The organism is Acidovorax sp. SUPP1855 (assembly GCF_030158955.1).
Taxonomy (GTDB): Bacteria; Pseudomonadota; Gammaproteobacteria; order Burkholderiales; family Burkholderiaceae_C; genus Paracidovorax.
In genome coordinates this window covers 14,888-41,112 of the sequence record NZ_BQXI01000004.1, presented here as the reverse complement: position 1 = coordinate 41,112, position 26,225 = coordinate 14,888, and the positions used below count along the sequence as shown (strand labels likewise).

23 protein-coding genes are annotated in these 26,225 nt (G+C 68.7%); 15 read left to right on the top strand and 8 right to left on the bottom strand.

What is annotated here, in order from left to right; genetic code table 11:
• Window positions 1–22: 22 nt before the first annotated feature.
• Together AVMA1855_RS04705 and AVMA1855_RS04700 are read right to left on the bottom strand one after the other, a co-directional pair.
• The gene (locus tag AVMA1855_RS04705) at window positions 23–403 is read right to left on the bottom strand and encodes a hypothetical protein (RefSeq protein WP_284424800.1); all 381 of its coding nucleotides are present in this window, start codon (window positions 401–403) and stop codon (window positions 23–25) included.
• 91 nt (window positions 404–494) lie between these two features.
• Entirely contained in the window at window positions 495–986 is a 492-nt protein-coding gene (locus tag AVMA1855_RS04700) for an SRPBCC family protein (protein WP_502870261.1), read from the bottom strand.
• Window positions 987–1,196: 210 nt separating this feature from the next.
• On the opposite strand from AVMA1855_RS04700, the gene bfr reads away from it, so the two are divergent.
• On the top strand, window positions 1,197–1,673 hold the full coding sequence (gene bfr / locus AVMA1855_RS04695; RefSeq protein ID WP_272548335.1) for a bacterioferritin: 477 nt from the start codon (window positions 1,197–1,199) through the stop codon (window positions 1,671–1,673).
• Window positions 1,674–1,771: 98 nt separating this feature from the next.
• Here bfr and AVMA1855_RS04690 read toward each other — a convergent pair whose 3' ends face one another.
• Window positions 1,772–2,755, bottom strand: a complete 984-nt coding sequence (locus AVMA1855_RS04690; protein ID WP_284424799.1) for a LysR family transcriptional regulator — start codon at window positions 2,753–2,755, stop codon at window positions 1,772–1,774.
• A 141-nt stretch (window positions 2,756–2,896) separates the two neighbouring features.
• Between AVMA1855_RS04690 and ilvD the strand changes: the two genes are divergently transcribed.
• Window positions 2,897–4,591, top strand: coding sequence for a dihydroxy-acid dehydratase (gene ilvD / locus AVMA1855_RS04685; RefSeq protein ID WP_284424798.1), 1,695 nt, complete (start codon window positions 2,897–2,899; stop codon window positions 4,589–4,591).
• Between the two features lie 103 nt (window positions 4,592–4,694).
• Here ilvD and AVMA1855_RS04680 read toward each other — a convergent pair whose 3' ends face one another.
• On the bottom strand, window positions 4,695–4,937 hold the full coding sequence (locus tag AVMA1855_RS04680) for a TIGR04438 family Trp-rich protein (RefSeq protein ID WP_284399149.1): 243 nt from the start codon (window positions 4,935–4,937) through the stop codon (window positions 4,695–4,697).
• A 103-nt stretch (window positions 4,938–5,040) separates the two neighbouring features.
• On the opposite strand from AVMA1855_RS04680, the gene AVMA1855_RS04675 reads away from it, so the two are divergent.
• Complete coding sequence (locus AVMA1855_RS04675) at window positions 5,041–5,346, top strand: c-type cytochrome (protein ID WP_272564181.1); 306 nt, start codon at window positions 5,041–5,043, stop codon at window positions 5,344–5,346.
• A gap of 121 nt (window positions 5,347–5,467) precedes the next feature.
• Here AVMA1855_RS04675 and AVMA1855_RS04670 read toward each other — a convergent pair whose 3' ends face one another.
• Both AVMA1855_RS04670 and acs read right to left on the bottom strand, forming a co-directional pair.
• Window positions 5,468–5,947 (bottom strand): LapA family protein, encoded by a 480-nt coding sequence (locus AVMA1855_RS04670; RefSeq protein ID WP_272564182.1) that lies wholly within the window; start codon window positions 5,945–5,947, stop codon window positions 5,468–5,470.
• A gap of 425 nt (window positions 5,948–6,372) precedes the next feature.
• Entirely contained in the window at window positions 6,373–8,367 is a 1,995-nt protein-coding gene (gene acs / locus AVMA1855_RS04665; protein WP_284424797.1) for an acetate--CoA ligase, read from the bottom strand.
• Between the two features lie 199 nt (window positions 8,368–8,566).
• Between acs and AVMA1855_RS04660 the strand changes: the two genes are divergently transcribed.
• The 4 genes from AVMA1855_RS04660 to proX all read left to right on the top strand — a co-directional run bounded on the left by AVMA1855_RS04660 (window position 8,567) and on the right by proX (window position 13,514).
• Window positions 8,567–9,178, top strand: a complete 612-nt coding sequence (locus AVMA1855_RS04660) for a TIGR00645 family protein (protein WP_272548342.1) — start codon at window positions 8,567–8,569, stop codon at window positions 9,176–9,178.
• A gap of 643 nt (window positions 9,179–9,821) precedes the next feature.
• The gene (gene proV / locus AVMA1855_RS04655) at window positions 9,822–11,150 is read left to right on the top strand and encodes a glycine betaine/L-proline ABC transporter ATP-binding protein ProV (protein ID WP_284424796.1); all 1,329 of its coding nucleotides are present in this window, start codon (window positions 9,822–9,824) and stop codon (window positions 11,148–11,150) included.
• Window positions 11,147–12,439 (top strand): glycine betaine/L-proline ABC transporter permease ProW, encoded by a 1,293-nt coding sequence (proW, locus tag AVMA1855_RS04650; protein ID WP_284424795.1) that lies wholly within the window; start codon window positions 11,147–11,149, stop codon window positions 12,437–12,439. The genes proV and proW overlap by 4 nt, the downstream gene beginning before the upstream one ends.
• 37 nt (window positions 12,440–12,476) lie before the next feature.
• Window positions 12,477–13,514 (top strand): glycine betaine/L-proline ABC transporter substrate-binding protein ProX, encoded by a 1,038-nt coding sequence (gene proX, locus AVMA1855_RS04645; RefSeq protein WP_284424794.1) that lies wholly within the window; start codon window positions 12,477–12,479, stop codon window positions 13,512–13,514.
• Between the two features lie 39 nt (window positions 13,515–13,553).
• Here proX and AVMA1855_RS04640 read toward each other — a convergent pair whose 3' ends face one another.
• Complete coding sequence (locus tag AVMA1855_RS04640) at window positions 13,554–14,465, bottom strand: LysR family transcriptional regulator (RefSeq protein ID WP_284424937.1); 912 nt, start codon at window positions 14,463–14,465, stop codon at window positions 13,554–13,556.
• A gap of 140 nt (window positions 14,466–14,605) precedes the next feature.
• Between AVMA1855_RS04640 and AVMA1855_RS04635 the strand changes: the two genes are divergently transcribed.
• The 6 genes from AVMA1855_RS04635 (at window position 14,606) to AVMA1855_RS04610 (ending at window position 20,722) form a co-directional block, all read left to right on the top strand.
• Complete coding sequence (locus AVMA1855_RS04635; RefSeq protein WP_284424793.1) at window positions 14,606–15,529, top strand: amino acid ABC transporter substrate-binding protein; 924 nt, start codon at window positions 14,606–14,608, stop codon at window positions 15,527–15,529.
• Window positions 15,529–16,875 (top strand): aminotransferase class V-fold PLP-dependent enzyme, encoded by a 1,347-nt coding sequence (locus tag AVMA1855_RS04630; RefSeq protein ID WP_284424792.1) that lies wholly within the window; start codon window positions 15,529–15,531, stop codon window positions 16,873–16,875. The genes AVMA1855_RS04635 and AVMA1855_RS04630 overlap by 1 nt, the downstream gene beginning before the upstream one ends.
• Window positions 16,876–17,077: 202 nt before the next feature.
• The gene (locus tag AVMA1855_RS04625) at window positions 17,078–17,995 is read left to right on the top strand and encodes a dioxygenase family protein (RefSeq protein WP_284424791.1); all 918 of its coding nucleotides are present in this window, start codon (window positions 17,078–17,080) and stop codon (window positions 17,993–17,995) included.
• 89 nt (window positions 17,996–18,084) lie between these two features.
• Window positions 18,085–18,378 (top strand): hypothetical protein, encoded by a 294-nt coding sequence (locus tag AVMA1855_RS04620; protein ID WP_284424790.1) that lies wholly within the window; start codon window positions 18,085–18,087, stop codon window positions 18,376–18,378.
• A gap of 17 nt (window positions 18,379–18,395) precedes the next feature.
• On the top strand, window positions 18,396–20,000 hold the full coding sequence (locus AVMA1855_RS04615; protein WP_284424789.1) for an ATP-binding protein: 1,605 nt from the start codon (window positions 18,396–18,398) through the stop codon (window positions 19,998–20,000).
• Complete coding sequence (locus tag AVMA1855_RS04610; RefSeq protein ID WP_284424788.1) at window positions 19,997–20,722, top strand: response regulator; 726 nt, start codon at window positions 19,997–19,999, stop codon at window positions 20,720–20,722. The genes AVMA1855_RS04615 and AVMA1855_RS04610 overlap by 4 nt, the downstream gene beginning before the upstream one ends.
• Here AVMA1855_RS04610 and AVMA1855_RS04605 read toward each other — a convergent pair.
• The gene (locus tag AVMA1855_RS04605; RefSeq protein WP_284424787.1) at window positions 20,719–22,239 is read right to left on the bottom strand and encodes a hypothetical protein; all 1,521 of its coding nucleotides are present in this window, start codon (window positions 22,237–22,239) and stop codon (window positions 20,719–20,721) included. The genes AVMA1855_RS04610 and AVMA1855_RS04605 overlap by 4 nt on opposite strands.
• 423 nt (window positions 22,240–22,662) lie before the next feature.
• On the opposite strand from AVMA1855_RS04605, the gene AVMA1855_RS04600 reads away from it, so the two are divergent.
• Together AVMA1855_RS04600 and AVMA1855_RS04595 are read left to right on the top strand one after the other, a co-directional pair.
• Window positions 22,663–24,747 (top strand): TonB-dependent receptor domain-containing protein, encoded by a 2,085-nt coding sequence (locus AVMA1855_RS04600; protein ID WP_284424786.1) that lies wholly within the window; start codon window positions 22,663–22,665, stop codon window positions 24,745–24,747.
• 280 nt (window positions 24,748–25,027) lie between these two features.
• Window positions 25,028–26,170 carry a DNA topoisomerase IB gene (locus AVMA1855_RS04595; RefSeq protein WP_284424785.1) on the top strand — a complete coding sequence of 381 codons (1,143 nt, stop codon included), beginning with the start codon at window positions 25,028–25,030 and terminating at the stop codon, window positions 26,168–26,170.
• Window positions 26,171–26,225 lie beyond the last annotated feature (55 nt).

Here is a 26,225-nt window from a genome sequence, read left to right as displayed (position 1 = left end):
CAGCGATGGAACAGGATCCGGCCTACTCCGGCCTTGCGGGCTTGGGATGCAGCAAAAGCTCCAGCCGTTCGCGCAGGGCCTCGGGTTTGCGCTCGCTGCCGTTAATGGGTTCGCAAGCGCCCACCGCTGATTCGCGCGGCCCGGCAGAGGCCTGCTGGTAGTGAAGCGTCTCGCAGTCGCACCGCAGCCGGGCCTTCAAGGCTTTCGTGCGCCGGTCCCGGACCTCAGCCACCCAGCACGCGTCGGCGCAGCCGCAGGAGCGGTAGGTGAGCGCTTCGCCCGCATGGGGCCAGTCCAGGGCATATGCGCCGGTCGCGCCGGCGTGGGCCGCCATGCCGGCCGTGAGCCAGCAGGCAGCCAAAAGATAGCAACGGACGCGCAGTACGAAGCGCTGCATGTTCATAAGGCGTGGCATGAGATCCGCAAAAGGGGTGATAAGCGGCGTACTGGGGCCGTGAGCGCCTGCATTGGCCAGGCAATCCAGTGACGACCGGTCAGGTGGGCCTTTCCGTCCATTCCTTGAAAGCCACTAGGCGGCGGTGCATGTCGCGTCGGTAAAACCAAGCGACGAGGGGCTCCACAAGCCAGGCGAGTGCGGCGGGCCTACATTGAAAATGGTAGATGAACCGAACTTCCGTATGGCGCTCAGCCAGGCTTTTGAAGCGCCAGGTTCCACCGAACTTGGAAAGGATCCAAGGCCCTTGCGTCATCTGGACAGCCGCATGCGTCGGCGGCTCAAAAGAGATGTACCGGGACTCCATGCCGGAGCCTGCTTTGCTCTTGCAAAACGATCGCACGCCGACCGCTGCCTCTGTCCGCCCGTCGAGTAAACACGCCTGCGCGAGATAGCTGTCCCATTCGAGCCGACGCGAATAGTCCTGTGAGTCCCAGAAAAGGCGCGCTATCGGCCTGTGGATCTCGATGGCGACACTGACTCTCATGAGGAGGGGGATATGGTGTTGGTGCTGGTCACCGAGCGCATCCATGGCGCAATGGCTTTTGGGTGCGGCAACAGCTCAGCCACGTTGGCGATGCTCCGTATTGTGGTCCATGCCCGGCGCCCCGGGCGCCTGCAGACAGCCCCGCCAACGCGAACGCTTCTGATCCCGGTACGCATGCAGAGCGCCGGCCGGGGGGCATTCACCCGCGGGCCGGGTGGCCGCGCGATACTCCTGCCCTGATTCCAAGGAAAACACATGCAGGGAAACCCACAGGTCATCGATTATTTCAAGGACCTGCTGCGCGGCGAACTGGCCGCGCGCGATCAATACTTCATCCATTCGCGCCTCTACGAAGACCAGGGCTTCGTGAAGCTCTACACGCGGATCGACCATGAGATGCAGGAAGAGACCCAGCACGCCGACGCGCTGCTGCGGCGCATTCTCTTCCTGGGCGGCATGCCCGACATGCGCCCGAAGGAATTCACCCCCGGCACCACGGTGCCCGAGATGCTGCGCAAGGACCTGGCCACCGAATACGAAGTGCGCGCCGCGCTGCAGCAAGGCATGGCCCTGTGCGAAAGCGTGCGGGACTACGTGAGCCGCGACCTGCTGCTCGCCCAGTTGCGCGACACCGAGGAAGACCACGCCTACTGGCTGGAAAAGCAGATCGGCCTGATCGACAAGGTCGGCCTGCAGAACTACCTGCAGACACAATCGGCCTCCGCGGACTGATCCTGCGCCCGGCCAAGGCGCGCACGCCAGGGCGGTGTGCGCGCCTTCTTTTTCCAAGCCGTTCAAGCCCCACGCCGGCGTTTTCATTGCCCCGGCAGCTATCCATTTGATAGCAAACCATCCCCACTCGACCGATCCGCTCCTTCGCCCGGCGCCGTGCCCTGGAGCGCCTGCACGAAAGCCACGAAGCGCAGCAGCGCCGGCCCGGCCGCGGGGGCGTTCCACACCAGCCGGGTTTCGCACTCGGGCAGCGCCGGCCCCGGCCGGCGCTGCGGCGTGGCCACGCGGCGGTAGACCACGCCGGTGCGCTGGAACTGCATCACGCTCTGCGGCACGAAGGCCAGCCCCAGGCCGGCCGCCACCAGGTTGACGATGGTCTGCATCTGGATGGCTTCCTGCGCCACCTGCGGTGAATGCCCGGCCGCGTGGTAAAGCGCGAAGATCGCGTCGTACACCGAAGGCAGGATGCGGCGTGGAAAGATCACCAGCGGCTCGGCCAGCACGGCGGCCAGTGGCGGGGCTTTCGCCTGCACCGCCAGGGGGTGCGCCGCCGGCAGCGCCAGCACCAGCGGCTCGCGCGCCACGCGCAGGCCGGCCAGGCCCGGCGGGGCAAACTGCGGTGAATGCAGCAGCAGGCCGGCATCGATCTCCCCGCGCTCCAGCAACTGCAGCTGCACGTCGCCCGTCGCCTCGACCAGTTCCAGCGACACCTGCGGGCAGGCGCTGCGAAAGGCGCGCACCCAGGCGGGCAACTGCTCGAAGCCCACGGTGGACACGAAGGCCAGCCGGATGCGCCCGACCTCGCCCTGCGCCGCGGCCCGGGCGCGCGCCGGCAGGGCCTGGGCACGCGCCAGCACTTCGCGCACGTCGGGCAGCAGCGCCTCGCCGGCCGGCGTGAGCGCGACGCGGCGGCGCGTTCGGTCGAACAGCAGCAGGCCCAGTGCGCGCTCCAGCTGGGCAATCGCCTGGGTGAGCGGGGGCTGGGTCATGTGCAGGCGCTGCGCGGCGCGGCCGAAGTGCAGCTCTTCCGCCACGGCCAGGAACTGGCGCCACACTCGCAGCTCGATCGATGCGTCATTCATATGCCAAGCATATCAATGACCCCTTGAAAACGGATTGGAACCAATCAATCAAACAGCGCATACTCCGCGCTGCCCCAAAAGCCGCCCGCCCACCCGAGGCTGGCCCGGCGACACGAAATTTCCTCCCACGAAGGACGCCCCATGGAAAACAAACCCCTGCAGATCAACCGCCGCAGCGCCAACATCACCGAAGGCAAATCGCGCGCGCCCAACCGCTCGATGTACTACGCGATGGGCTACGAAGAAGGCGACTTCAAGAAGCCCATGGTGGGCGTGGCCAACGGGCACAGCACGATCACGCCGTGCAACTCGGGTCTGCAGAAGCTGGCCGATGCGGCCATCCAGGGCATCGAGGAAGCCGGCGGCAACGCCCAGGTGTTCGGCACCCCGACCATCAGCGACGGCATGGCCATGGGCACCGAAGGCATGAAGTACAGCCTGGTGAGCCGCGAGGTCATCAGCGACTGCATCGAGACCTGCGTGCAGGGCCAGTGGATGGACGGCGTGGTCGTCGTGGGCGGCTGCGACAAGAACATGCCCGGCGGCCTGATGGGCATGCTGCGCGCCAACGTGCCGGCCATCTATGTGTACGGCGGCACCATCCTGCCGGGCAAGTACAAGGGCCAGGACCTGAACATCGTGAGCGTGTTCGAGGCCGTGGGCCAGAACGCCGCCGGCAACCTGAGCGACTTCGACCTCAAGGAGATCGAAAAGCGCGCCATTCCCGGCACCGGCTCGTGCGGCGGCATGTACACGGCCAACACCATGTCCAGCGCGTTCGAGGCGCTGGGCATCAGCCTGCCCTACTCCAGCACCATGGCCAACCCGCACGACGAGAAGCAGAACTCGGCCAAGGAATCGGCCAAGGTGCTGATCGAGGCGATCAAGAAGGACATCCGCCCGAGCGACATCGTGACCAAGAAGTCCATCGAGAACGCCGTGGCCGTGATCATGGCCACCGGCGGCTCGACCAATGCGGTGCTGCACTTCCTGGCCATCGCGCACGCGGCCGGCGTGGAATGGTCCATCGACGACTTCGAGCGCGTGCGCCAGAAGACGCCCGTGCTGTGCGACCTCAAGCCCAGCGGCAAGTACCTGGCCGTGGACCTGCACCAGGCCGGCGGCATTCCGCAGGTCATGAAGGTGCTGCTGAACGCCGGCCTGCTGCACGGCGACTGCCTCACCATCGAAGGCAAGACCATCGCCGAGGTGCTGAAGGACGTGCCAGACGCGCCCCGCGCTGACCAGGACGTGATTCGCCCCATCGACCGGTCCATGTACGAGCAGGGCCACCTAGCCATCCTCAAGGGCAACCTGAGCCCCGAGGGCGCGGTCGCCAAGATCACGGGCCTGAAGAACCCCGTCATCACCGGCCCGGCGCGCGTGTTCGACGACGAGCAGTCGGCCCTGAAGGCCATCCTGGACGGCAAGATCGTGGCGGGCGACGTGATGGTGCTGCGCTACCTGGGCCCCAAGGGCGGCCCCGGCATGCCCGAGATGCTGGCACCCACGGGCGCGCTGATCGGCGCGGGCCTGGGCGAGAGCGTGGGCCTCATCACCGACGGGCGCTTCTCCGGCGGCACCTGGGGCATGGTCGTGGGCCACGTGGCACCGGAAGCGGCGGCGGGCGGCACCATCGCGTTCGTGAACGAAGGCGATTCCATCACCATCGACGCGCACACGCTGCGGCTGGAACTGAACGTGCCCGAGGCCGAACTGGCCCGCCGCCGCGAAGGCTGGACGCCCCCCGCTCCGCGCTACACGCGCGGCGTGCAGGCCAAGTTCGCCTTCAATGCCGCCAGCGCCAGCAAGGGCGCGGTGCTGGACGCCTACTGATCCAGGCCGGCCGCGCGCCGGCCATTGCAAAAGACAAAGCCCGCGGCCGGTCAGGCGCGCGGGCTTTTGGTTGGAGGGGGCGGTGCCGATCGGGGCGGTGCGTTCAGCGGCGGTTGCGCGGCTGGATGCCCAGGGCTTCCTTGTTCTTGTTGATGCGGTCCTGCTTGCGCTGGTCCATCCGTTCCATCGCGCGGCGCTTGGTGTAGCCGGTGGCGTCGGCCCAGGCCCACCAGACGAAGGCCACGGCGAAGGGGGACAGAACCCACCACCACGACCACAGGGCCACGGGCCCGATCTCAAGGTATTTGAGCAGCACAAGAAGCACTCCCAGACCCAGCGCGTACATGGCGATCTCCTGTGCGGTACGGACTTTACGTGCCGGGGGTCAACCCCCGCCACTACAATTTCATTGAGCCGGATACTAACCCACAACCCACAGGAAACCCCCGATGAAGCGCACCCTGATCACCCTCGCGATGGCCCTGTCGGTGGCCGTGCCGGCCCTGGCCGACCAGGCCCTCGCCACCTCGAAAAACTGCATGGCCTGCCATGCGGTGGACAAGAAGCTGGTGGGCCCGTCGTACAAGGATGTGGCCGCCAAATACGCCGGCCAGAAGGATGCGGTGGACAAGCTGGCCGCCAAGATCATGAAGGGCGGATCGGGCGTGTGGGGCCCGGTGCCCATGCCGGCGAATGCCCAGGTGAACGATGCCGACGCCAAGAAGCTGGCCGCCTGGGTGCTGTCGCTGAAGTAAATCCATCCATCGCGCCGCCGATCAGCGCCAACGAAAACGCCGCGCTGCACGGGTTCCCGTGCAGCGCGGCGTTCGTTTTGGAGGGTCGGCAGGCAAGCTGTGCCGCCGACGCATCACCACATCAGATCGGGTCGATGCGTGAATCGACGCGCGGGGTGCCTCGCAGCTGGTGTTCGAGCTGGCCCACGTAGGCCGCCGTGGTGTTGTCCGATTCCTGGGCGCGCTGGGCCAGGTGCAGTTCCAGCGCATCGATGCGCGCGATCAGGGCGGAATGGGATTGCAGGTTCTGGTTTTCGAGAAACGCGCGCAATTCGGTGAAGCGGGAGGCTTCGGCCTTGTCGGCCAGGTCGCGCTGGGCCGTCATTTCCTTGGCGTGGCGGCGCGTCTCCAGCAGCACCGAGCCCTGCAGCGACAGCACGTAGGCGATGAAGAAAATGCCCAGCAACACGGTCAGCCCCAGCATGAGCAGGCCCAGCGGGGCCTCGAAGGAGGTCAACCCCAGCGAGATGACGGATGGGGTGGCCAGCGTGGTCCAGTTGAGCGCGGCCAGCACGGCCATGGCGGCCACGATGAGCAGCAGCGCGATGGTTCTGAAATTCATGTCAATCTCCCGGAAGGTGTCGAAATCCGCAGCCTGGCAGGTGCGGTTGGGGGACGTTTTTAACCTGTGCGGGGGCGGTTATCGCTGGCTGGAAATTGAAACCGGCACTGTCCTACAGCGCGGGGCGGGCGTGAAAAAACCACCGGACGCAAGCGTGCGGTGGTTTTGAAAGCATAAAAACAGAGGCGCCGTACTGACGGTGAGGGGATTTTGCCGTCACTCACATCGCCTGCGGCGATATGAGTGCCGGCAAACCCTGCGAAGCGCTTCGCGCCGGGCCGCCCTGCGGCGGCCCCCTGGATCCATTGGTTTCAGCCAATTGATCCAGGATCGCAGGGTTTTGGTGAGCACATCACGCCGCCGCGCGGCATGAGTGCTCCCCAAATCCGGCAGCAGCTTCGCTGCGCGCCGATGGCGCTTTCTGATCAGTTGGTCTGCGACAACTGATCCAGAATGGCCGGATTCTCCAAGGTGCTCGTGTCCTGCGTGATCTGCTCGCCCTTGGCGATGGAACGCAGCAGGCGGCGCATGATCTTGCCGCTGCGGGTCTTGGGCAGGTTGTCGCCGAAGCGGATGTCCTTGGGCTTGGCGATGGGGCCGATCTCCTTGGCGACCCAGTCGCGCAGTTCCTTGGCGATGGCCTTGGCCTCGTCGCCGGTGGGGCGTGAGCGCTTGAGCACGACGAAGGCGCAGATCGCCTCGCCCGTCACGTCGTCGGGCCGGCCCACCACGGCGGCCTCGGCGACCAGATCGGTCTTGGACACCAGGGCCGATTCGATCTCCATCGTGCCCATGCGATGGCCCGAGACGTTCAGCACGTCGTCGATGCGGCCCGTGATGCGGAAGTAGCCGCGGTCGGCAGAACGAACGGCACCATCGCCCGCCAGGTAGTAGCCCTTGAGCTCTTCGGGAAAGTAGCTTTTCTTGAAGCGCTCGGGGTCGTTCCAGATGGTGCGGATCATGCTGGGCCAGGGCTTCTTGATGACCAGGATGCCGCCCGTGCCATTGGCGATGTCGTTGCCCACCTCGTCCACGATGGCGGCCGCGATGCCCGGCAGCGGCAAGGTGCAGCTGCCCGGCACCAGCGGCGTCGCGCCCGGCAGCGGGGTGATGACGTGCCCGCCGGTCTCGGTCTGCCAGAAGGTGTCCACGATGGGGCAGCGCTCGCCGCCCACATTCTTGTAGTACCACATCCAGGCTTCGGGGTTGATGGGCTCGCCCACGCTGCCCAGGATGCGCAGGCTCGACAGGTCGGAGCGCGCGGGGTGCACGGCGGCATCGCCTTCGGCCGCCTTGATGAGCGAGCGGATCGCCGTGGGCGCGGTGTAGAAGATCGTGCAGCGGTGGCGCTCGATCATCTGCCAGAAGCGGCCGGCGTTCGGGAAGGTGGGAATGCCCTCGAAGATGATCTGCGTGGCGCCCGCAGCCAGCGGTCCGTAGGCCACGTAGGTGTGGCCGGTGATCCAGCCGATGTCGGCCGTGCACCAGAACACGTCGTCCGGGCGCAGGTCGAACGTCCAGTCCATGGTGAGCTTGGCCCACAGCAGGTAGCCGCCGGTGGCGTGCTGCACGCCTTTGGGCTTACCGGTGGAGCCGCTGGTGTACAGGATGAACAGCGGGTGCTCGGCGCCCACGGGCACGGGCGGGCAGTCGCTGCTCTGGCCCTGCAGCGCCTCGGCGAAGGTCTTGTCGCGGCCCGCCACCATGGCGCAGGCGGTGGCCGTGCGCTGGTACACGAGGATGCTGCGGATCGTGTCGCAGCCGCCCATGGCCAGGGCCTCGTCCACGATGGCCTTGAGCGGCAGCTCCTTGCCGCCGCGCATCTGGTAGTTGGCGGTGATGACGGCCACCGCGCCCGCGTCGATGATCCGCTCCTGCAGCGCCTTGGCCGAAAAGCCCCCGAACACCACGCTGTGCGTGGCGCCGATGCGCGCGCACGCCTGCATGGCGATCACGCCCTCGACCGTCATGGGCATGTAGATGAGCACGCGGTCGCCCTGCTGCACGCCGTTGGCCTTGAGCGCGTTGGCGAACTGCCCCACGCGGGCCAGCAATTCCTTGTAGGTGACCCGGGTGACGGTGCCGTCGTCGGCCTCGAAAATGATGGCGGTCTTGTTTTCGACCGGGGTGCCGATGTGCCGGTCCAGGCAGTTGGCGCTGGCGTTCAGCTGGCCGTCGGCGAACCATTCGTAGAACGGCGCCTTGGAGGCATCGAGCGTGCGCGTGAAAGGCTTGTCCCACTGCAGGTTCTCGCGCGCCAGGCGGGCCCAGAACCCTTCGAAATCCTGCTCGGCCTCGGCGCACAGCGCGTCGTAGCCGGCCATGCCGGAAATGCGCGCGGCCTTCTGCAGGGCTTCGGAGGGCGGGAAAACGCGGTTTTCCACCAGCACGGATTCAATCGTGGACGAGGACGCACTCATGGGTTTTGTCTCCTGGAGTCAACATAATTTGGCGGTACTTTCAGGGGCCGCACTTACATGCCACTGACGGATGCCGGCGGCCGCCAAAGGCTCCGATGCTACGCCTGTGCAGGCGGCGGGTTTCTGTCACAAGGCAAGCGGCCGGTGCTTCTAGAATCGCGCGAGCTTCATTTCTATCGATTTTCAAGAAAACCCTCCCATGGCCTTCCCGCAACCCCCCGCTTCCCGCAACGGCAGCAAGTCCCTCACCCCGCTGGCCTCGCTGATCTTCGCCAGCCGCTGGCTGCAACTGCCGCTCTACCTGGGACTGATCGCCGCCCAGGGCGTGTACGTGTGGCACTTTCTCGTGGAGCTGTGGCACCTGATCGAGGCCGCGTTCGGCCACCAGGGCGCGCTGCAGTCGCTGGTCACCAGCATCGGCTACAAGCCGGGCGTGGAGGTCACGGCGCTCAACGAGACGGTGATCATGCTGGTCGTGCTGGCGCTCATCGACGTGGTGATGATCTCCAACCTGCTCATCATGGTGATCGTGGGCGGCTACGAGACCTTCGTGAGCCGGCTCAACCTGCAAAGCCACCCCGACCAGCCGGAATGGCTGGGCCACGTGAACGCCTCGGTGCTCAAGGTCAAGCTGGGCCTGTCGATCATCGGGATCAGCTCCATCCACCTGCTCAAGACCTTCATCAACGCCGCCAACTACGACGAGAAGGTGCTGATGTGGCAGACGATCATCCACGTGGTGTTCCTGCTGAGCGCCATCGCCATTGCCTACACTGACAAATTGCTGAACGTTTCGCACGAAAAGCACTGAGCGCCCACGCCCTCTCCCACCGAGCCCCGGCAAGGCCCCGAAACAGGGGTCTTTGGGGGCTCTTGCCTTAGTACTCATTGGTCTGATTGCTATTAAAAATATAGCAAACCGGTATCCACCCGGCTCCGCTGCTGCGCCCGCGATTAACACATCGGGCAAACCCGGGTCTTTTGACACAAAAACACCCAATAACTATACTTTTGGAGTGTTTTACAACCTGCAATGCAGGTAATCCGCTCTTTCCGGCCCGCAACGCGGCGCTTTCACCGGAGCGGATCCCGCCAGGAAAACGGCGGCCCGGCCCCAGGCCCGGTCGCTGCCACCCTGGCCCATGGCCGACCCATTCGGCCCTGATGCCCCAAGGCGCCCGCCCGTTCGTCGGGCTCGGCGCCGCGTGATCCCCGGGAGTCCTCCGACCGACCTCTCCCGGCACGCCCCAGGCCCTTGCGCACCGCCTCGCGTGCCATTCGGGCCGATCCCGGTCACCTCGGTGCCCACCCTTTCGCTGCTGTTCCCGCGCGCCCTGGGCGTCCGGGTTCGGCTGCCGCATCAGGGTCTCGAATGCCCAGGCCTTCGCAGCCCCGCCCGCCTTCAGGCGGCCGGGGCGTGTTCAACCCGTTCCAACCGAGGGAGGACCCCCACCGTGGCCAAACAAATCACCATCGAACATGTGTTCAAGGTTTTCGGCGATGCGCCGCAAGCCGCGCTCGAACTCGCCAGCCAGGGCCTGAGCAAGCAGGACATCCTGGCGCGCACCGGCCATTCCATCGGCGTGTTCGACGCCAGCTTCACCATCGAGGCGGGCGAGATCTTCGTCGTGATGGGGCTGTCGGGCTCGGGCAAATCGACCCTGGTGCGCATGCTCAACCGGCTGATCGAGCCCACGGCGGGCCGCATCCTGGTGGACGGCCAGGACATCAACGCGCTGTCCGACCGGCAACTGCGCGCGCTGCGCCGCAAGGACATCAGCATGGTGTTCCAGTCGTTCGCGCTCATGCCCCATCTCACGGTGCTGGACAACACGGCGTTCGGCCTCGAATTGGCGGGCGTGGCCCGGCCCGAACGCCAGCGCCAGGCCGCACTGGCGCTGGAGCAGGTGGGCCTGGCCGGCTGGGCCGAGAGCTACCCCGACGAACTGTCGGGCGGCATGCAGCAACGCGTGGGCCTGGCCCGGGCGCTGGCGTCGGACCCGTCCATCCTGCTGATGGACGAGGCGTTCTCCGCGCTGGACCCGATCATCCGCACCGAGATGCAGAGCGAGCTGCTGCGCCTGCAGCAGATCCAGCGCCGCACCATCGTCTTCATCTCGCACGACCTGGACGAGGCCATGCGCATCGGTGACCGCATCGCCATCATGAAGGACGGCTACGTGGTGCAGGTGGGCACGCCCGACGAGATCCTGCGCAACCCGGCCAACGACTACGTGCGCAGCTTCGTGCGCGGCGTGGACGCGGCGGCCGTCTTCAAGGCCGGCGACATCGCCCGGCGCCCGCTCACCGTGGTGTCGGAGCAGCGCGACCGGGGCTCGCGCGCCGCGCTGCAGCAGCTGGAGGAGCAGGACCGCGACTTCGCCTACGTGGTGAGCCCGGCGCGGATGTACCTGGGCACGGTCTCGGCCGACTCGCTGCGCGCAGCGCTGCAGGGCCACGTGGGCCCGCTGGGCCTGCAGCACGCCTATCTGGACGGCGTGGTGCCCATTCCCGTAGACGCTCCGGTGGCGGACCTGTTCGGCCAGGTGGCGCAGGCGCCCTGCCCGCTGCCGGTGGTGGAGGACGGCGGCCGCTTTCGCGGCGCGATCAGCAAGACCACGCTGCTGCGCTTTCTCGACCGCGACACGCCGCCCGTGCCGCCGGACCCGTTGCCGCCCGCGCCCGCGCCCGCGCCCGTACCCGCACCCGCACCCGCGCCCGCACCCGCGCCCGCCATCGCCAACCCGCCCGCCAATGAACCATCCGAAAGGAGCCCGGCATGACCCAGTCCACCGCCCCAGCGCTCGATTCCACCACCAACCCCACGGCCGGCGAGTCCACCCCCTGGACGCCGGCCGCGGAGGCACCGCCCGCGGCTTCGGCCTCGCCCTGGGATAGCCCGGCTGCCGCGGCGCAGCAGGCGCCCGCCCCCGAGGCGGCGGCCGATCCCTGGGCCGCGTCCACCGCGCCCAGCGATGCCGGCAACACCGATTGGCTGAACGCCCCCGCCAGCGCCACGCCCGGCGACGCCGCCGCGGGCTTCGACCCCACGGCCGGCGGCTTTCACCTGCACCAGCTCTGGGACGGCAGCCTGCCCGTGGAGTCGTGGATCAACCACGGCCTGTCGTGGGTGGTCGCGCATTTCCGGCCGTTCTTCCAGACCGTGCGCGCGCCCATCGACGGCACGCTGGCCTGGGTGGAAGGCCTGCTCACCAGCGTGCCCACGCTGGCCATGATCGCGCTGATCGGCGTGCTCGCCTGGCAGTTCGCGGGGCGCGCGCTGGCCGTGGGCACGGTGGTCTCGCTGCTGCTCGTGGCCATGCTGGGCATCTGGCCCGAAGCCATGGTGACGCTGTCGCTGGTGCTGACCTCGCTGGCCTTCTGCCTGGTGATCGGGCTGCCGCTGGGCATCCTGCTGGCCAGCAGCGACCGGGCCCAGCGCGTGATGCGGCCGGTGCTCGATGCCATGCAAACCACGCCGGCCTTCGTGTACCTGGTGCCGGTGGTGATGCTGTTCGGCATCGGCAACGTGCCGGGCGTGGTGGTGACCATCGTGTTCGCGCTACCGCCGCTGGTGCGCCTGACCAACCTGGGCATCCGCCAGGTGCGGCCCGACCTGATCGAGGCCGCCCGGGCCTACGGGGCCTCGCCGCTGCAGTTGCTGGCCAAGGTGCAGCTGCCGCTGTCCATGCCGTCCATCATGGCGGGCATCAACCAGTCGCTGATGCTGTCGCTGTCGATGGTGGTGATCGCCTCGATGATCGCCGTGGGCGGCCTGGGCCAGATGGTGCTGCGCGGCATCGGCCGGCTGGACATGGGCCTGGCGACCGTGGGTGGCCTGGGTATCGTGCTGCTGGCCATCACTCTGGACCGCATCACCCAGTCCATGGGCCAGCCGCGCCGCGGCGTGCGCCACTGGTGGCAGACCGGCCCGGCCGGCCTGGTGTGGCGCCTCGCTGCGCGGCGCGACCACGCCGCCCCGGCGACCCCCGCAGCCGATGCGGCAACGCCCCAGCCTGCCGCGCAAGGCGCCTCCGGCGCCGCCCCGCAATGGGCCACCGCCGGCCGCTGAGCCCCGCCCATCCCCTTTCAGAAACAAGGACGACGACATGACCTGCATCACCCCTTCCCTCCGCCCCTCGCGCTCCCTCGCCCGCACCTGGCTGGCCGCCAGCGCCCTGGCCGTCGGCCTGGCCGGCACCGCCGCTGCGCAGCCCCTGCCGGGCCAGGGCGTGCGCGTGCAGCCGCTGCAAAGCTCCATCGCGGAAGAGACCTTCCAGACCCTGCTGGTCGGCCGCGCGCTGCAAAAGCTGGGCTACGACGTGCAGCCCATCAAGGAGATCGAGTACGCCACCGCCCACGTGGCGATCGCCAACGGCGACGCCACCTTCATGGCGGACCACTGGGACCCGCTGCACGCGGACTTCTACAAGAACGCCGGCGGCGATGCCAGGCTGTGGCGCCAAGGCACCTATTCGCAGAACGCCGCGCAGGGCTACCTGATCGACCGCAAGACGGCCGAGAAGTACCGCATCACCCACATCGACCAGCTCAAGGACCCGGAGCTCGCCAAGCTCTTCGACACCAACGGCGATGGCAAGGCCGACCTCACGGGCTGCAATCCCGGCTGGGGCTGCGAGGGCGTGATCGAGCACCAGCTGAAGGCCTTCGGCCTGGGCGCCACCGTCACGCACGTGCAGGGCAGCTACTCCGCGCTGATCGCCGACACCATCGCGCGCTTCAAGCAGGGCCAGCCCATCCTCTACTACACCTGGACGCCCTACTGGGTGAGCGGCGTGCTGCGCCCAGGCCAGGACGTGGTGTGGCTGCAGGTGCCGCGGTCCTCGCTGCCGGGCGCACAGGCCGGGCAGGACACCGCCCTGCCCGACGGCAAGAACTACGGCTTCGTGCTGAACACTCAGCGCATCGTGGCCAACAAGGCCTTCGCCGAGAAGAACCCCGCCGCCGCGCGGCTGTTCGAGGTGATGCAGCTGCCCGTGGGCGACATCAACGCCCAGAACCTGGCGATGAAGAACGGCCAGAACCAGCCGGCCGACGTGGCGCGCCACACCGACGGCTGGATCAAGGCCCACCAGAAGACCTTCGACGGCTGGATCCAGCAGGCACTCGCCGCGGCCAGGCCCTGAGGCGGCGGGTAGGCCCCGGGCACGCGCTGCCCGAGGGCGTCACGCCGCGCCATCGGCCTGCGCCTGGAAGGCGCGCGTGAAGTCGCAGCACGACTGCGCCAGCATGATGATCGAGGCGGCCAGCGCGCTGCGGTGCTCGCCCTTGTGCATGGCCACGTAGGGCACGCTGGGCAGCGCGGGCACCACGTCGATCACGGCCAGCATGCCCGCCGCGATCAGCGGCGCCAGGCAGTGCCGGGGCAGGTAGGCCACGCCCAGGCCCGACACGGTGAGGCCCGTGAGCGCGACGAGGTTGCTCACCACAATGGCGTCGGCCAGTTCCACTCCGCGCTCCTTCATCCACGCGTCGTAGAGCCGCCCGGTGCCCGAGGCATTGCCCTGCACCAGCAGGCGATGGCGCGCCAGTTCGTGCAACCGCACCGTGCCGGCCGGCACCAGCCCGGGCTTGCACATCCACGCACTTTCCACTTGGCCGATGGCCTTGGCCGGCAGGCGCGCATCGGCGAAGGCATCGGGCACGATGATGAGGTCCAGCTCGTCGGCCAGCAGCTTGTCGCGCAGGGGCAGGCTGCCGTCCACATCGGGCTCCAGCTTCACCTTGGGGTAGTGCTGCTGCACCAGGGCGACCAGCCGGGGCAGCCAGGTCATCGCGGTGAGTTCGGTCACGCCGATGCGCAGGCGCCGCTCGATCACGCCGGGCTTGCCGAACTGCTCCACCGCCGCATCGCGCTGGCGCAGCAGCTTGCGGGCGAGCACGAACATCTCCTCGCCCTTCTCGGTCAGCCGCGCCGTGCGCTGGCTGCGGTCGAACAGCGGCGTGTCGAAGAGCAGTTCCAGCTCGTGCACCCGTTTGGACACGGCCGACTGCGAGGTATGCAGCTTCTGGGCCGCCTGCGCGAAGCCGCCGAGCTGGCCGATCCAGTACAGCGCTTCGAGTTGCTTGAAGGTCATCATGGCGGGGATTTCAGAACACTTTTATTCATCCGATTCGAGCACAAAAAATCGCTTTTTCAAAAGCATCGGCGCTTTGAGAATGCCTTTCAGCCCCTCGTCACCGCGAGGTCCCCTGCGCCCTCTCCCGAAAGCCCGCCATGCACCGCCTGCCCCGCCCCCTTGCCTTCGCCCTGCGCCGCACCCTGCCCCTGGCGGTCTGCGCCGCCCTGCTGTCCAACGTGGCCAGCGCCCAGGAGATCGACACCCTGCGCAAGATCAAGGAGAGCGGCACGCTCATCATCGGCAGCCGCGACAGCTCCATTCCGTTTTCGTACAAGCCCACCGGCAGCGGCGATCCCATCGGCTTTTCCAACGACATCTGCCTGAAGATCGCCGAGGCGGTGAAGGCCAAGCTCGGCCTGCCCACGCTGCGCGTGCAGTACACCCTGCTCAACTCGCTCAACCGCATTCCATTGCTGCAAAACGGCACCGTTGACCTGGACTGCGCCACCACCACCAATTCGGTCGTGCGCCAGCAGCACGTGAACTTCGCGCCCAGCCATTTCGTGACCAACATCACCGTGGCGGTGAAGAAGAACTCCGGCATCCAGTCGCTGGCCGACCTGGCCGGCAAGACGGTGGCCACCGTGGCGGGCAGCACGTCGATCCAGCTGCTGCGCACCTACAAGCGCGCCGAGAACCTGGAGGTGCAGGAAATCTCAGGCAAGGACACGGCCGATGCCTTCCTGCTGCTGGCCAGCGACCGCGCCGCCGCCTACGTGCTGGACGACGTGCAACTGGCCGGCCTGATCGCCACCGCGCCCAACCCGGGCGACTTCCGCATCCTCAAGGACGTGGTGCTGCGCCAGGAGCCCTACGGGATCATGCTGCGCAAGAACGACCCGCAGTTCCAGGCTCTGGTGGACCAGACGGTGACCGGCCTGATGCGCTCCGGCGAAATGGAGCGCCTGTACGCGCGCTGGTTCACCCAGCCCATCCCGCCGAGCAACGTGAACCTGAACTTCCCCATGTCCGACGCCGTGCGCGAGGCCTTCCGCAACCCCAGCAACAAGGGCGTGTGATGGCAGACCACAGCAACACCACGCACTGCCCGCAGGGCCGCCTCTTCTCCGACGCCCTGATGCGCGAGGTGCGCGAGCGCTTCCTGCAGGTGGAGCGCGACCACCACGGCCACGAGCGGCTGTATTTCGACAACGCGGGCGGCTCGTTCCGGCTGAAGGCGGCGGTGGAACGCTTCGCGCAGATCGATGCCGTGCCGGACAACACCGAGCGCATCCACGCCACGGCGCGCGAGCTGCAGGATATCCAGGCCGCCGGCGTGGCCGATGTACGCCTGCTGCTCAACGCCACGGGCGGCAGCGTGTACGCCGCGCTCACCGCCTCGGGCGCCATGTTCGAGATGGTGCGGGCCGTGGCGCAGAACGTGCCGGGCACCAACATGGTCACCACCGTGCTGGAGCACCCCTCGTCGTACGACGCCATGGAGCGCTACGCCCGCGAAATGGGCCGCGAGCTGCGCGTGGCGCCCAGCAACCGCGCCACCGGCGGCGTGGACGTGGACGCCATCGTGGCCCTGGTGGACGAGGGCACCAGCGTGCTCAACGTGATCCACGCCTCCAACATCTCCGGCGCCAAGCTGGACCTGGAGGCCATCGTGCGCCGGGCCCGCGCCATCCGGCCCGACCTGTACATCCTGGTGGACGCGGTGCAGCACGCGCCGCACGGCCTCATCGACCTGCAGAAGACGCCGGTGGACGGCATCAACATCGCGCCCTACAAGTTCTTCGGCTGCCGGGGCTCCGGCTTCGCCTGGCTGTCCGACCGCGCGGCCGCCCTTCCGCACCACAAGCTGTCGGCCAAGCCCGCCGATTTCTGGGACCTGGGCAGCACCGCGCCCTGGCAGTTCGCCGTGGTGACGGAGATCGTGGACTACGTGTGCTGGCTCGGCGCGCAGGCGCCCGAGGGCGGGCCCGCCGGCGATGCGGCCCCTGGCGACCGGCGGGCGCGCTTCGAAGCCGGCATCGAGGCCATCGAGCTGCACGAACGCGCGCTGCTGTCGCGCCTGCTGAACGGCGGCGACGGTGACGGCGACAGCGCAGTGCCCGGGCTGCGCGCCATGCCGGGCGTGGAGGTGTTCCTGGACCACCCCGACCTCACCCGGCGCGACCTGATCGTCGGCATCGGCTTTCCGCACCTGGACTGCACCAGCGCCGTGCGCGAGTACGGCGCACGCGGCGTGACGGTGTACGAGCGCTCGGCCAGCAGCCTGTATTCGCGCCGCATGCTGGAGTCGTTCGGCCTCGCGGGCGCGGTGCGCGTGTCGCCGCTGCACTGCCATTCGGTGGCCGACGTGGACCGGTTCCTCGCGGTGACGCAGGACATCGCCCAGGCGTTTGCCGCGGCGTGAGCGGCGCCCCGGCCGGGGCGGGCCGGCCACGCTGGAGGCGAAAAAGGCCTCCAGCGCATGGACTACTAGGGCATTTCGCTATTAAAACAATAGCACTATACACCGACCCGCCTGCGGGGGAGAAAGGCGTGCACCGCCTCAATTTCTCCTCAATTGGATTGCAAAGTTCCTCCATCCCCAACGAAGGAAAAGGAGAGGAACCATGAACACATCCACCCCACTGGCCACCGCGGCCGCTGACATCGCAGCGTCCACTGCGGACAAGCGGCGGCGCCTGGCACTCGGCACCCTCGGCTCCCTGGGCATCGCCACCCTGCTGGGCTGCGGCGGAGGCGGCTCCGACGCCGTGGCCGACAGTTCGGGCACGGGGACAGGCACCGGGACGGGCACTGGAACCGGGACAGGAACGGGCACCGGCACCGGCACCGGCACGGGTACGGGAACTGGCACCGGAACGGGAACCGGCACGGACACCACCTGCTCCGTCGTCCCCGAGGAAACCGCCGGCCCCTACCCCGCCGACGGCTCCAACGCCAGCAACTCCAACTACAACGTGCTCGCGCTCAGCGGCATCGTGCGCCAGGACATCCGCAGCAACATCGGCGCGTCCACCACCGTGGGCGGCGTGCCGCTCACCATCACCATCACGCTCACCAACACGCGTGCCAGTTGCGCGGCGCTGCAGGGCTATGCCATCTACCTGTGGCATTGCTCGCAGGGCGGCGACTACTCGGTCTACACCGAGCGCAGCATCGCCGCCAACTACCTGCGCGGCGTGCAGGCCACCGATGCGAGCGGCACCGTGACCTTCACCACCATCGTGCCGGGCTGCTACGCCGGGCGCATGCCCCACATGCACCTGGAGGTGTATCCCAGCCTGTCGGTGGCCACCACGGCCAGCAACAAGGTCAAGACCACCCAGCTCGCTTTCCCCACGGACACCCTGCGCTCCATCTACACGGCCAATTCGGGCTACAGCGCCAGCGTGTCCAACCTGGCGGCGATCACCTTCGCCACCGACAACGTGTTCAGCGACGGCACCGACCTCGAGATGGTGACCATGCAAAGCAACGGCAGCGGCGGCTACACCGCCGCCATCACGATCTCGATCGCCGCCTGAGCGCCACCGGGGCCGTTGCCCCGGTGTGTTCCCTGCCCCTGGGCCCGGCCCCGGGCCTTCTTCCCTCCGCAACAAAGGCACGCGCCACCATGCTCCCCCCCCGCCACACGACCATCACCCTCGCCGGCCTCTGCCTGGGCCTGTCCCTCGCCGCCTTCACCTGCGGCGCCCTGGCCCAGGGCGCGCCGGGCGGGCAGCCCCCCGGCCCGCCGCCCGAGGCCTACACCGCCTGCAAGGGCCAGACCGAAGGCGCCTCGGTCACGCTGACCATGCCGGACGGCAAGACCCTGCCCGGCACATGCCGCACAATGAACGGCACCCTCGTGGCCATGCCGGCCGGCGGCCCCCCTCCAGGCGCTGGCGGCCCGCCCCCCTCCCGCTGACCCCCGACCAGCCGCCCATGCCCCGCCTCACGCTGCAAAGCAAAGTCTTCCTCGCGCTCACCCTGTTGCTGGCCGTTCTGCTGCTGCTTTTCGTGGGGTTCTCGCGCCTGGGGCTGCAGCGCGGGCTGGGCCCGTACGTGGCCGAGATCGAGCTGGCCCGCATGGACTGGCTGGCCGCGCGGCTGCAGCGCATGCACCTGCTGCATGGCGGCTGGCAGACGCTGCGCACCCAGCCCGAGCTGTGGCGCGAGATGCGCCGCCCCGGCGACAGTCCCGCGCTGCGCAGCAGCGCCCAGGGCGCGGCCAGCCCGAACGGCCGCAGCGGCGACAACACCACCGCCGGCAACGAGGGCCGCAGCGGCGGCTTTCGGGAGCGCCCACCGCCGCCGCCCGACTTCGGCGAACCCGGCGAAGGCCCGCCGCCCGACGGCTATTCGCCCGATCGCACCGCCTCCGATGGCCGCGACCGCCCCCCACCGCCGCCCGGTTCCATGCTGTCGCAGCGGCTCGGCGTGCTCGATGCCCAGGGCCGCCTGGTGGCCGGCGTGCGCCCCGCGCCCGATGCCGCCCGCCTGCCGCTGCGCGGCAGCGACGGCACCCCCATCGGCGAGCTGGTGCTGAGCCCGCCCTCGCACATGGAGACCGAGGCTGACCGTGCCTTCATCGCCCGGCAACTGGGCTTCGTGGTGTGGACCGGCATTGCCGGCCTGGCGCTCGCGCTGCTGCTGTCCTGGGCGCTGGCCCGCCGCTGGCTCGCCCCCATCGGCGCGCTGGTGGACGGCGCGCGCGGCGTGGCGGCGGGCCGGTTGGACACGCGCGTGGCCGTGCACGGCGACGACGAACTGGCTCGGCTGGCACTCACCTTCAACGACATGGCCGAGCAGCTGGGCGGCATGGAAGCCTCGCGCCGGCAATGGATCGGCGACGTGGCGCACGAGTTGCGCACCCCGCTGGCGGCGATGCGCGCCGAGATCGAGGCCGTGCAGGACGGCGTGCGCCCGTTCGACGACAAGACCGCGCTGCGCCTGCACCGTCAGGTGATGCGGCTCATCCAGCTGGTGGGCGACCTGCGCGCCAGCCTGGATGCCGCCGCGGGCAGCGCGCCCTCCGCGCTCGTGCCCGTGCACCCGCTGTCGCTGCTGGCCGAGGCCGTGGCCTCCATGCAGCCGCGCTTCGACCAGGCCGAGCTCGCGGTGGACACGCACGGGCTGGCCGCGCTCGCCCGCCTGTCGCCCCCGCCGCTGGTGCGCGGCGACGCGCAGCAGCTTCACCGCGTGTTCCTGAACCTGCTGGAAAACACCGTGCGCTACACCGATCCCGGCGGCCGGCTGGAAATCCAGGCGCAGACCGAGCGCAGCGGGCCCGCGCCCTCGCTCGTGCTGCAGTTCGACGACACCGCGCCCGGCGTGGCCGAGCACGACCTGCCGCGCCTGTTCGACCGCCTGTACCGCGCCGAGGCGTCGCGCACCCGCGCCACCGGCGATCTGGGCGGATCGGGCCTGGGCCTGGCGATCTGCCGGGCCATCGTGCAGTCGCACGGCGGCCGCATCACCGCGCAGCCCTCGCCGCTCGGCGGGCTGCGCACTACCCTCACCCTGCCCTTGCTGGAGAACCCTTCATGACAGCGCGCATCCTCGTGGTCGAGGACGAGACCGACATCGCCCACATCGTGCTCGACTATCTGCGCCACGCCGGCTACGAGGCAGAGCATGTGGCCGACGGCCCCGGCGCCCTGGCCCGGCTCACCGGCCCCACGCCGCCCGACCTCACCCTGCTGGACGTGATGCTGCCGGGGCTCGACGGCCTGTCGGTGCTGCGCCAGGCGCGCCGCCACACGGACAAGCCCATCATCATGCTCACCGCCCGCGTCGAGGAGGTGGACCGCCTGATCGGCCTGGAGCTGGGCGCGGACGACTACATCTGCAAGCCGTTCTCCCCGCGCGAGGTGGTGGCGCGGGTCAAGACCGTACTGCGGCGCGGCATGGCCCAGGCGCCGGCCACGGTCGGCCCGCCGGTGCTGGCGCTGGACGAGGCGCACTGGCAGGTCACGCTGCGCGGCGCCCACGTGGCGCTCACGCCGCGCGAGTTCCGCCTGCTGCAGGCGCTGGCACGGCAGAGCGGGCGCATCTTCTCGCGCGCGCAATTGCTCGACCTGGCCTACGGCGACACGCTGGACGTGAACGAACGGGCCATCGACAGCCACATCAAGAACCTGCGCAAGAAGCTCAAGGCCGCCAGCGGCGACGGCGTGGAGTGGATCCGGTCGGTGTACGGCGTGGGCTTCGCGTTCGACGAGGATGCGGGCGACACGGGCGCAGCCGCCCCCTCCAGCGCCGCGTACTAAGCGGGTCGCGATGAAGACGCAGTTGCGCCCTCGGGCGGCGGCGCGGCGCCAGCGAAGCGAAGCAGTGCTTTTTCGTAGTGGTGGCGATTGGAGTGGTAACCCAGGAATTTTCCGAATACCTTGGCCTCCGAAGGCTTCGGCGGCTGGGAATCGACCCCGTCGTCGTTCTTGAGCCCCAGCGCGAGACGAACCAGCCCCTTGGGCTGGTAGCCCAGATAGCGCAGGTTATCCACCAGGTTCTTGCGTGGCTTTTTTTCGTAGTCCAAGGTGATGATCAGTCCCTCGACCGGCCGCTTCTGCGGGGGCCGCACGGTCCCTTTGACTACATGCCGGGCCTGGGCCTGGCTGAGCACCGCGGGGTCCAGAAGAATGAGCGAGGGAGGCGCATCCAAGGCGATGTGCCCCTGCAAGGCCTTGGTGAACATCTGGGCGGAACCGCCCCCGATGGACAGGCCGCAAACCTGGACGATTTCCACATCCGGCGCGGATGCCGACCCGGCCCTCTCCTGAAGGATTGCCGCCACGAGTTGTCCCGCCTCGCAGGCTTTGCGGTAGACGTCGCCGATCCCCCCAAGAACGACCCGCTTGACTTGTTTGTTAGCCCGGTCGGGAATGCCGTCGAAATAAAAGCTCACCTCGACTTTCTTTTGCTGCGTAATGGGATCGACGGTTTCCCGCTCGCGCAGCCAAAGGTGCGTTTTTTCCGCCAAGTATTGCAAGAGCTCGCGATTTCCGCTGGCGGCGCCCTGCACCAGCGCGGAATCCTTGATGCGCTTATTTTCCTGAACGCTGTCGTATTTCGTGAAGACGTCGTCGAGCCTCAACCCTTGCAGCCGGTGGGCCACCGCCTGCGCGGTCGATGCCGCAGCTTGCGCATCGGACAGCGCATCGACGGGCGCGCCGTGCAGTCCCAGCGCCTGGGCCAGCGCCGAGAGCTGGGCCGGAGGCAGGACGGAAACGTGGGTATCCGGCTGCCGGACCAAGTCGATCTTCTTTGCGATCATGTCTTTGCTTCGGCGCGAGGGTTGCGGCGCATTCGCCGGGGTGTCAGGGGTTGCAGGGCCATCGGCCCCGTGCCCGGCGGCGACGGCGGCCCGTACCACGCCGTGCGCGGCGTCCACCGGCAAAGCCGATCCACCGGGCCCTGCGGGCCGTGCCTGCCCGTCGTCTGTGGGCACGATCTCGATCTCGCTCCCTGGCGCTGCGTCCTCGGTACCTAGCCGCGCCTGGGCGCCAGACACAGGGCTGTCCCCGGTGCCATCGCTGGCGTCGCGTCCCAAAAGCGCCTGCTCATTCTGAATCGCCTCGCTTGTGGCATCGTGGCGCATCAGCGCCGCCAACGGGCCCCGGCTGCCCTGGGGAAGCGCCTGCCCCACGGGAGGCGACATCAATTGCGCGAGCGGCCCCTGCGTGCCGGTGGGCAAGGAGAGCCAGGCAGACCGCAGTTCGGCCGAGCCGCGCTCGGGCAGCACCGCGTTCTGGCGCCGCAGCGATGGCTGCGGGAAGGGGGGATCCACCGACGGGGCAAGGGTTTCACCACGGCGCGCAGACAACCCGGGAGGCGTGGCGCCGGCCGGCCCGGGCCGGGAAGCCGTCGACGCAGGCCTGGCAGGCGGCTCCGCCGCGGGGCGGGTCGAAGGAGTCTTGCCTGTGAACAGCGAGCGAAGGCTTGACAGTTTCATGGGCATTCCGCGCTGCCGCGCCGGCCGGTGCACGTTGGAAAGGGAGCGATACAAGCCGATGGCATACCGGCCAGAGCTTACTCACTGGCGACCGAATTCCCCGAACTGACCCGAAGCCGTTGGCGCAGGGCCGAAGAAGTACCTGCCGATCGGGTAAAGACGGCTTTTTTCGGGGCAAAGCCGTGCCGAAACCCACCAATTGGTCAAATAGTAAAAGCGAATCACTATCATTTGCAGTTTTTAGAGGAAACTGCTTTCATGATCTTGCCGTCTTCGCTCCGCCCCCAGCCCCTGTCCCTCGCGATCGCCCTGGCGCTGAGCGCCGGTGCCCACGCCCAGACCGCCCCGCCGTCCGAATCGCAACCTGCGCAACCTGCGCAGGCCGCCCTGTCCACCGTGGTGGTCACGGCCTCGGGCACGGCCGTGGACATCAAAGAGGCGCCTGCCAGCATCAGCGTGATCACCCGCGAAGACATCGAGCGCAAGCCCGTCACCAGCCTCGGCGAGCTGCTGTCCACCATTCCCGGCGTGACCGGCGGGCTGTCGGGCACGGGCGCGCAGTCCAAGATCCGCCTGCGCGGCCTGCCCGAGAAATACACGCTCATCCTCGTGGACGGCAAGCGCCAGGGCAATTCGGCCGGCGTGAACTACCGCGACGACCTGGGCCAGCAGGACCTGGACTGGATCTCGCCCGAGATGATCGAGCGCATCGAGGTGGTGCGCGGCCCGATGTCGTCGCTGTACGGCTCGGACGCCATGGGCGGAGTGATCAACATCATCACCCGCAAGATCGGCCTGCGCTGGGGCGGCTCCGCCACGGTCAACTACTCCAGGCCCTCCGATTCGGAGCGCGGCGACACGCGGCAGACGGGCTTCACCGTCAGCGGCCCGGTGACCGACCGCATCGGCCTGCGCGTGTCGGGCAACTACACCGAGCGCGATGCCGATGAAGGCACGGGCGGGCATGCGGGCACCTACCTGTCCACGGCCGGCGCGCGCAACCAGGGCCTGAACGCGCTGCTGAACTGGCAGCTCACGCCCGACCAGTCGGTGTCGCTCGAGGCGGCCCAGGCCACGCAGCGCGCCACCGGCTCGGATGCGCGCACCGCCAGCGGCGGGCAGGTCGTCAGCCCCTGGGGCCTGAGCCGGCTGCGTCACACCTCGTTCGGCCTGGGGCACGACGGCCGATGGGGCGACGTGCGCTCCAAGATCAACCTGTCGCGCCACGAGTACGAGGACCTGGGCGACACCATCGGCAACCACTCGCGCGATACCACGCTGGACGGCCGCGTGGACATGCCGCTGAAGCTCCTGGGCTTCGACCAGATGCTGACCACCGGGCTGCAATGGAAGCAGGAAGAACTGGACAACCGCGACACCATCGGCCTCGCCCCCATCGACTACAGCGGGCGGCCGGTGTCGGGATCGTCCCTGTCGGCCACCACCTGGGCGCTGTTCGGCGAGGACCAGATCTTCCTGCGCGAGAACCTGGCGCTCACGCTCGGCCTGCGCATGGACCACCACGAAAAGTACGGCAACAACTGGAGCCCGCGCGCCTATTTCGTCTACCACCCGGCGTCGGCGTGGACGGTGCGCACCGGCGTGTCGCGCGGCTTCCGGGCACCGGGCCTGAAAGAGAACTCGCCCAATGCCGCCACGCAGTCCGGCGGCAACGGCTGCCGCAGCCTGGCGGGCCTGGGCTGGACCAGCACCCGCGTGAATGCCGACGGCACGCGCGGCTGCTACATGGCCGGCAACCCCGACCTGCAGCCCGAGACCAGCACCAACTTCGAGCTGGGCACGGGCTACGAGCAGGGCGGCTGGGCCTTCGGCGCCACCTACTTCCACACCGACTTCAAGAACAAGATCGACTACCAGCCCCTGGGCCTGTACAACGGCTTCTGGTGGACGCGCATGGCCAACGCCCAGCGCGCCCGCACGCGCGGGCTGGAGGCCAACGCCACCGTGCCGCTGGCGCCGTCGCTCGACTGGCGCACCAATGCCACGAAGATGTTCGAGTCCAAAAACCTCACCACCGGCGCCTCGCTGCTGTCCGTGCCGCGCCTGACCGTGTATTCGTCGCTGCAGTGGCGCATCGCCCCGGCTTGGACCGCCGACGCCAGCGCCCGCTACGTGGGCAAGGAACTCGTCGTCACCGGCGCGGCCACCACCTTCGCCAAGGCCTACACCACCGTGGACCTGACCACCAGCTACCGGTTGAACGAAACCTTCACCCTGCGGGCCGGCATCCTCAACGTGGCGGACAAGCAGACGCGGGAGCTGGGCAGCAACTACGACAACGGCGGGCGCACCTATTTCGTGGGGGCCACGGCGCGGTTCTGAGGCCCGGGCGATGCATGCGGCGGCGCGGCAGCCACCGCTGCACCCGCCGCTGCATCGACCTCGAATGCTATATTTTTCATAGCGCAATGCCCTAGTGGATATTGCACTGCAGGCCATTTTTACCCATGGGCCGCGGCGTGAGCGTCCAACGGACCGACGCGGCGCGGATGCACTCCCACCGGCGCAGCGGGCTGCCTCCTACAGCCGGCCCGCGCCGGCTGGGCTGAGATCGGGGGGCGCGCTTCGCGCCCCCTTTTTGCCGCACCGCCTGCCTTCCCATATGCCACGCACCGCAACCGCCCCTGCCGCCGCTTCACCGGCCCGCCCGCCCGCCACCCGCCTGGCCCGTGGACTGCGCTACGTCAACCCCGAGATGCCGGGCCTGAGCCGCGAGCGCAAGGGCGAGGGCTTTCGCTACCGCCAGCCCGACGGCCAATGGCTGACCGACCCGGACGAGATCACCCGCATCCAGCGCCTGGCCATCCCGCCCGCCTACACCGAGGTGTGGATCTGCCCGCTGCCCAACGGCCATCTGCAGGCCACGGGGCTGGATGCGCGCGGCCGGCGCCAGTACCGCTACCACGCCGACTGGCGCCTGCAGCGCGACGAGGCCAAGTTCGAACGCATGCAGGCCTTCGGCCGCGCCCTGCCCCGCATCCGCGCCCGGGTGGCGCGCGACCTGCGGGCCAAGTCGGGCCCCACCCTGTCCCGCGAGCGGGTGCTCGCCACGCTGGTGCGCCTGCTGGACACCACCTACCTGCGCGTGGGCAACGAGGAATACGCCAGCACCAACCGCTCCTACGGCCTGACCACCTTGCGCACCCGCCATGCGGCGCTGCGCGGCAGCCAGCTGCAGCTGCGGTTTCGCGGCAAGAGCGGCGTGCAGCAGGAGGCCACGCTCGACGACCCGCGCGTGGCCCGCGTGGTGCGCCGCTGCCAGCAGCTGCCGGGCCAGGAACTGTTCCAGTACGAGGGAGAAGACGGCGCGCTGCATGCCGTCGATTCCGGCGACGTGAACGACTACCTGCGCGAGATCACCGGCACGCAGGAGGGCGAGCACTTCACCGCCAAGGACTTCCGCACCTGGCACGGCACTGTACAGGCGCTGGAGCTGACGCGGCTGGCCTGCTCGCACCAGCCCGGCGCGCCCGCGGTGACGGCCAAGCACATCCTGATCGAGGTGGCACGGCAACTGGGCAACACGCCGGCCGTGTGCAAGAAGTCGTACGTGCACCCCTCGGTGCTGGCGCTGGGGTCGCGGCTCACGTCCGACGCCGGGCCGGACATGCAGGTGCTGTGGGAGCGCATCGGCGGCACGAACACGCCGCGCGCGCTGCAGGCCGCCGAGCGGCGGCTGCTGGCGTTCCTGCGGCACCAGGACCGCTCGGTGCGGGCTCCGCGCGCGCGCAAGACCACGCACTGAGCCGGCGGGCGACGGGGCGCTGGCGCCTTTTCAGAGCCCGCTCAGCGGCCGGCCT

Bases quoted from the DNA above. Each gene is read 5' to 3' on its own strand.
- AVMA1855_RS04675 (WP_272564181.1), top strand. From the start codon at position 5,041: ATGAAGCGCACCCTGATCACCCTCGCGATGGCCCTGTCGGTGGCCGTG.
- AVMA1855_RS04625 (WP_284424791.1), top strand. From the start codon at position 17,078: ATGAACACATCCACCCCACTGGCCACCGCGGCCGCTGACATCGCAGCG.
- AVMA1855_RS04670 (WP_272564182.1), bottom strand. From the start codon at position 5,947: ATGAATTTCAGAACCATCGCGCTGCTGCTCATCGTGGCCGCCATGGCC.
- AVMA1855_RS04640 (WP_284424937.1), bottom strand. From the start codon at position 14,465: ATGACCTTCAAGCAACTCGAAGCGCTGTACTGGATCGGCCAGCTCGGC.
- AVMA1855_RS04620 (WP_284424790.1), top strand. From the start codon at position 18,085: ATGCTCCCCCCCCGCCACACGACCATCACCCTCGCCGGCCTCTGCCTG.
- proW (WP_284424795.1), top strand. From the start codon at position 11,147: ATGACCCAGTCCACCGCCCCAGCGCTCGATTCCACCACCAACCCCACG.
- AVMA1855_RS04615 (WP_284424789.1), top strand. From the start codon at position 18,396: ATGCCCCGCCTCACGCTGCAAAGCAAAGTCTTCCTCGCGCTCACCCTG.
- ilvD (WP_284424798.1), top strand. From the start codon at position 2,897: ATGGAAAACAAACCCCTGCAGATCAACCGCCGCAGCGCCAACATCACC.
- AVMA1855_RS04635 (WP_284424793.1), top strand. From the start codon at position 14,606: ATGCACCGCCTGCCCCGCCCCCTTGCCTTCGCCCTGCGCCGCACCCTG.
- acs (WP_284424797.1), bottom strand. From the start codon at position 8,367: ATGAGTGCGTCCTCGTCCACGATTGAATCCGTGCTGGTGGAAAACCGC.
- AVMA1855_RS04595 (WP_284424785.1), top strand. From the start codon at position 25,028: ATGCCACGCACCGCAACCGCCCCTGCCGCCGCTTCACCGGCCCGCCCG.
- AVMA1855_RS04600 (WP_284424786.1), top strand. From the start codon at position 22,663: ATGATCTTGCCGTCTTCGCTCCGCCCCCAGCCCCTGTCCCTCGCGATC.
- AVMA1855_RS04690 (WP_284424799.1), bottom strand. From the start codon at position 2,755: ATGAATGACGCATCGATCGAGCTGCGAGTGTGGCGCCAGTTCCTGGCC.
- AVMA1855_RS04610 (WP_284424788.1), top strand. From the start codon at position 19,997: ATGACAGCGCGCATCCTCGTGGTCGAGGACGAGACCGACATCGCCCAC.
- AVMA1855_RS04660 (WP_272548342.1), top strand. From the start codon at position 8,567: ATGGCCTTCCCGCAACCCCCCGCTTCCCGCAACGGCAGCAAGTCCCTC.
- AVMA1855_RS04700 (WP_502870261.1), bottom strand. From the start codon at position 986: ATGGATGCGCTCGGTGACCAGCACCAACACCATATCCCCCTCCTCATG.
- AVMA1855_RS04630 (WP_284424792.1), top strand. From the start codon at position 15,529: ATGGCAGACCACAGCAACACCACGCACTGCCCGCAGGGCCGCCTCTTC.
- bfr (WP_272548335.1), top strand. From the start codon at position 1,197: ATGCAGGGAAACCCACAGGTCATCGATTATTTCAAGGACCTGCTGCGC.
- AVMA1855_RS04680 (WP_284399149.1), bottom strand. From the start codon at position 4,937: ATGTACGCGCTGGGTCTGGGAGTGCTTCTTGTGCTGCTCAAATACCTT.
- proX (WP_284424794.1), top strand. From the start codon at position 12,477: ATGACCTGCATCACCCCTTCCCTCCGCCCCTCGCGCTCCCTCGCCCGC.
- AVMA1855_RS04705 (WP_284424800.1), bottom strand. From the start codon at position 403: ATGAACATGCAGCGCTTCGTACTGCGCGTCCGTTGCTATCTTTTGGCT.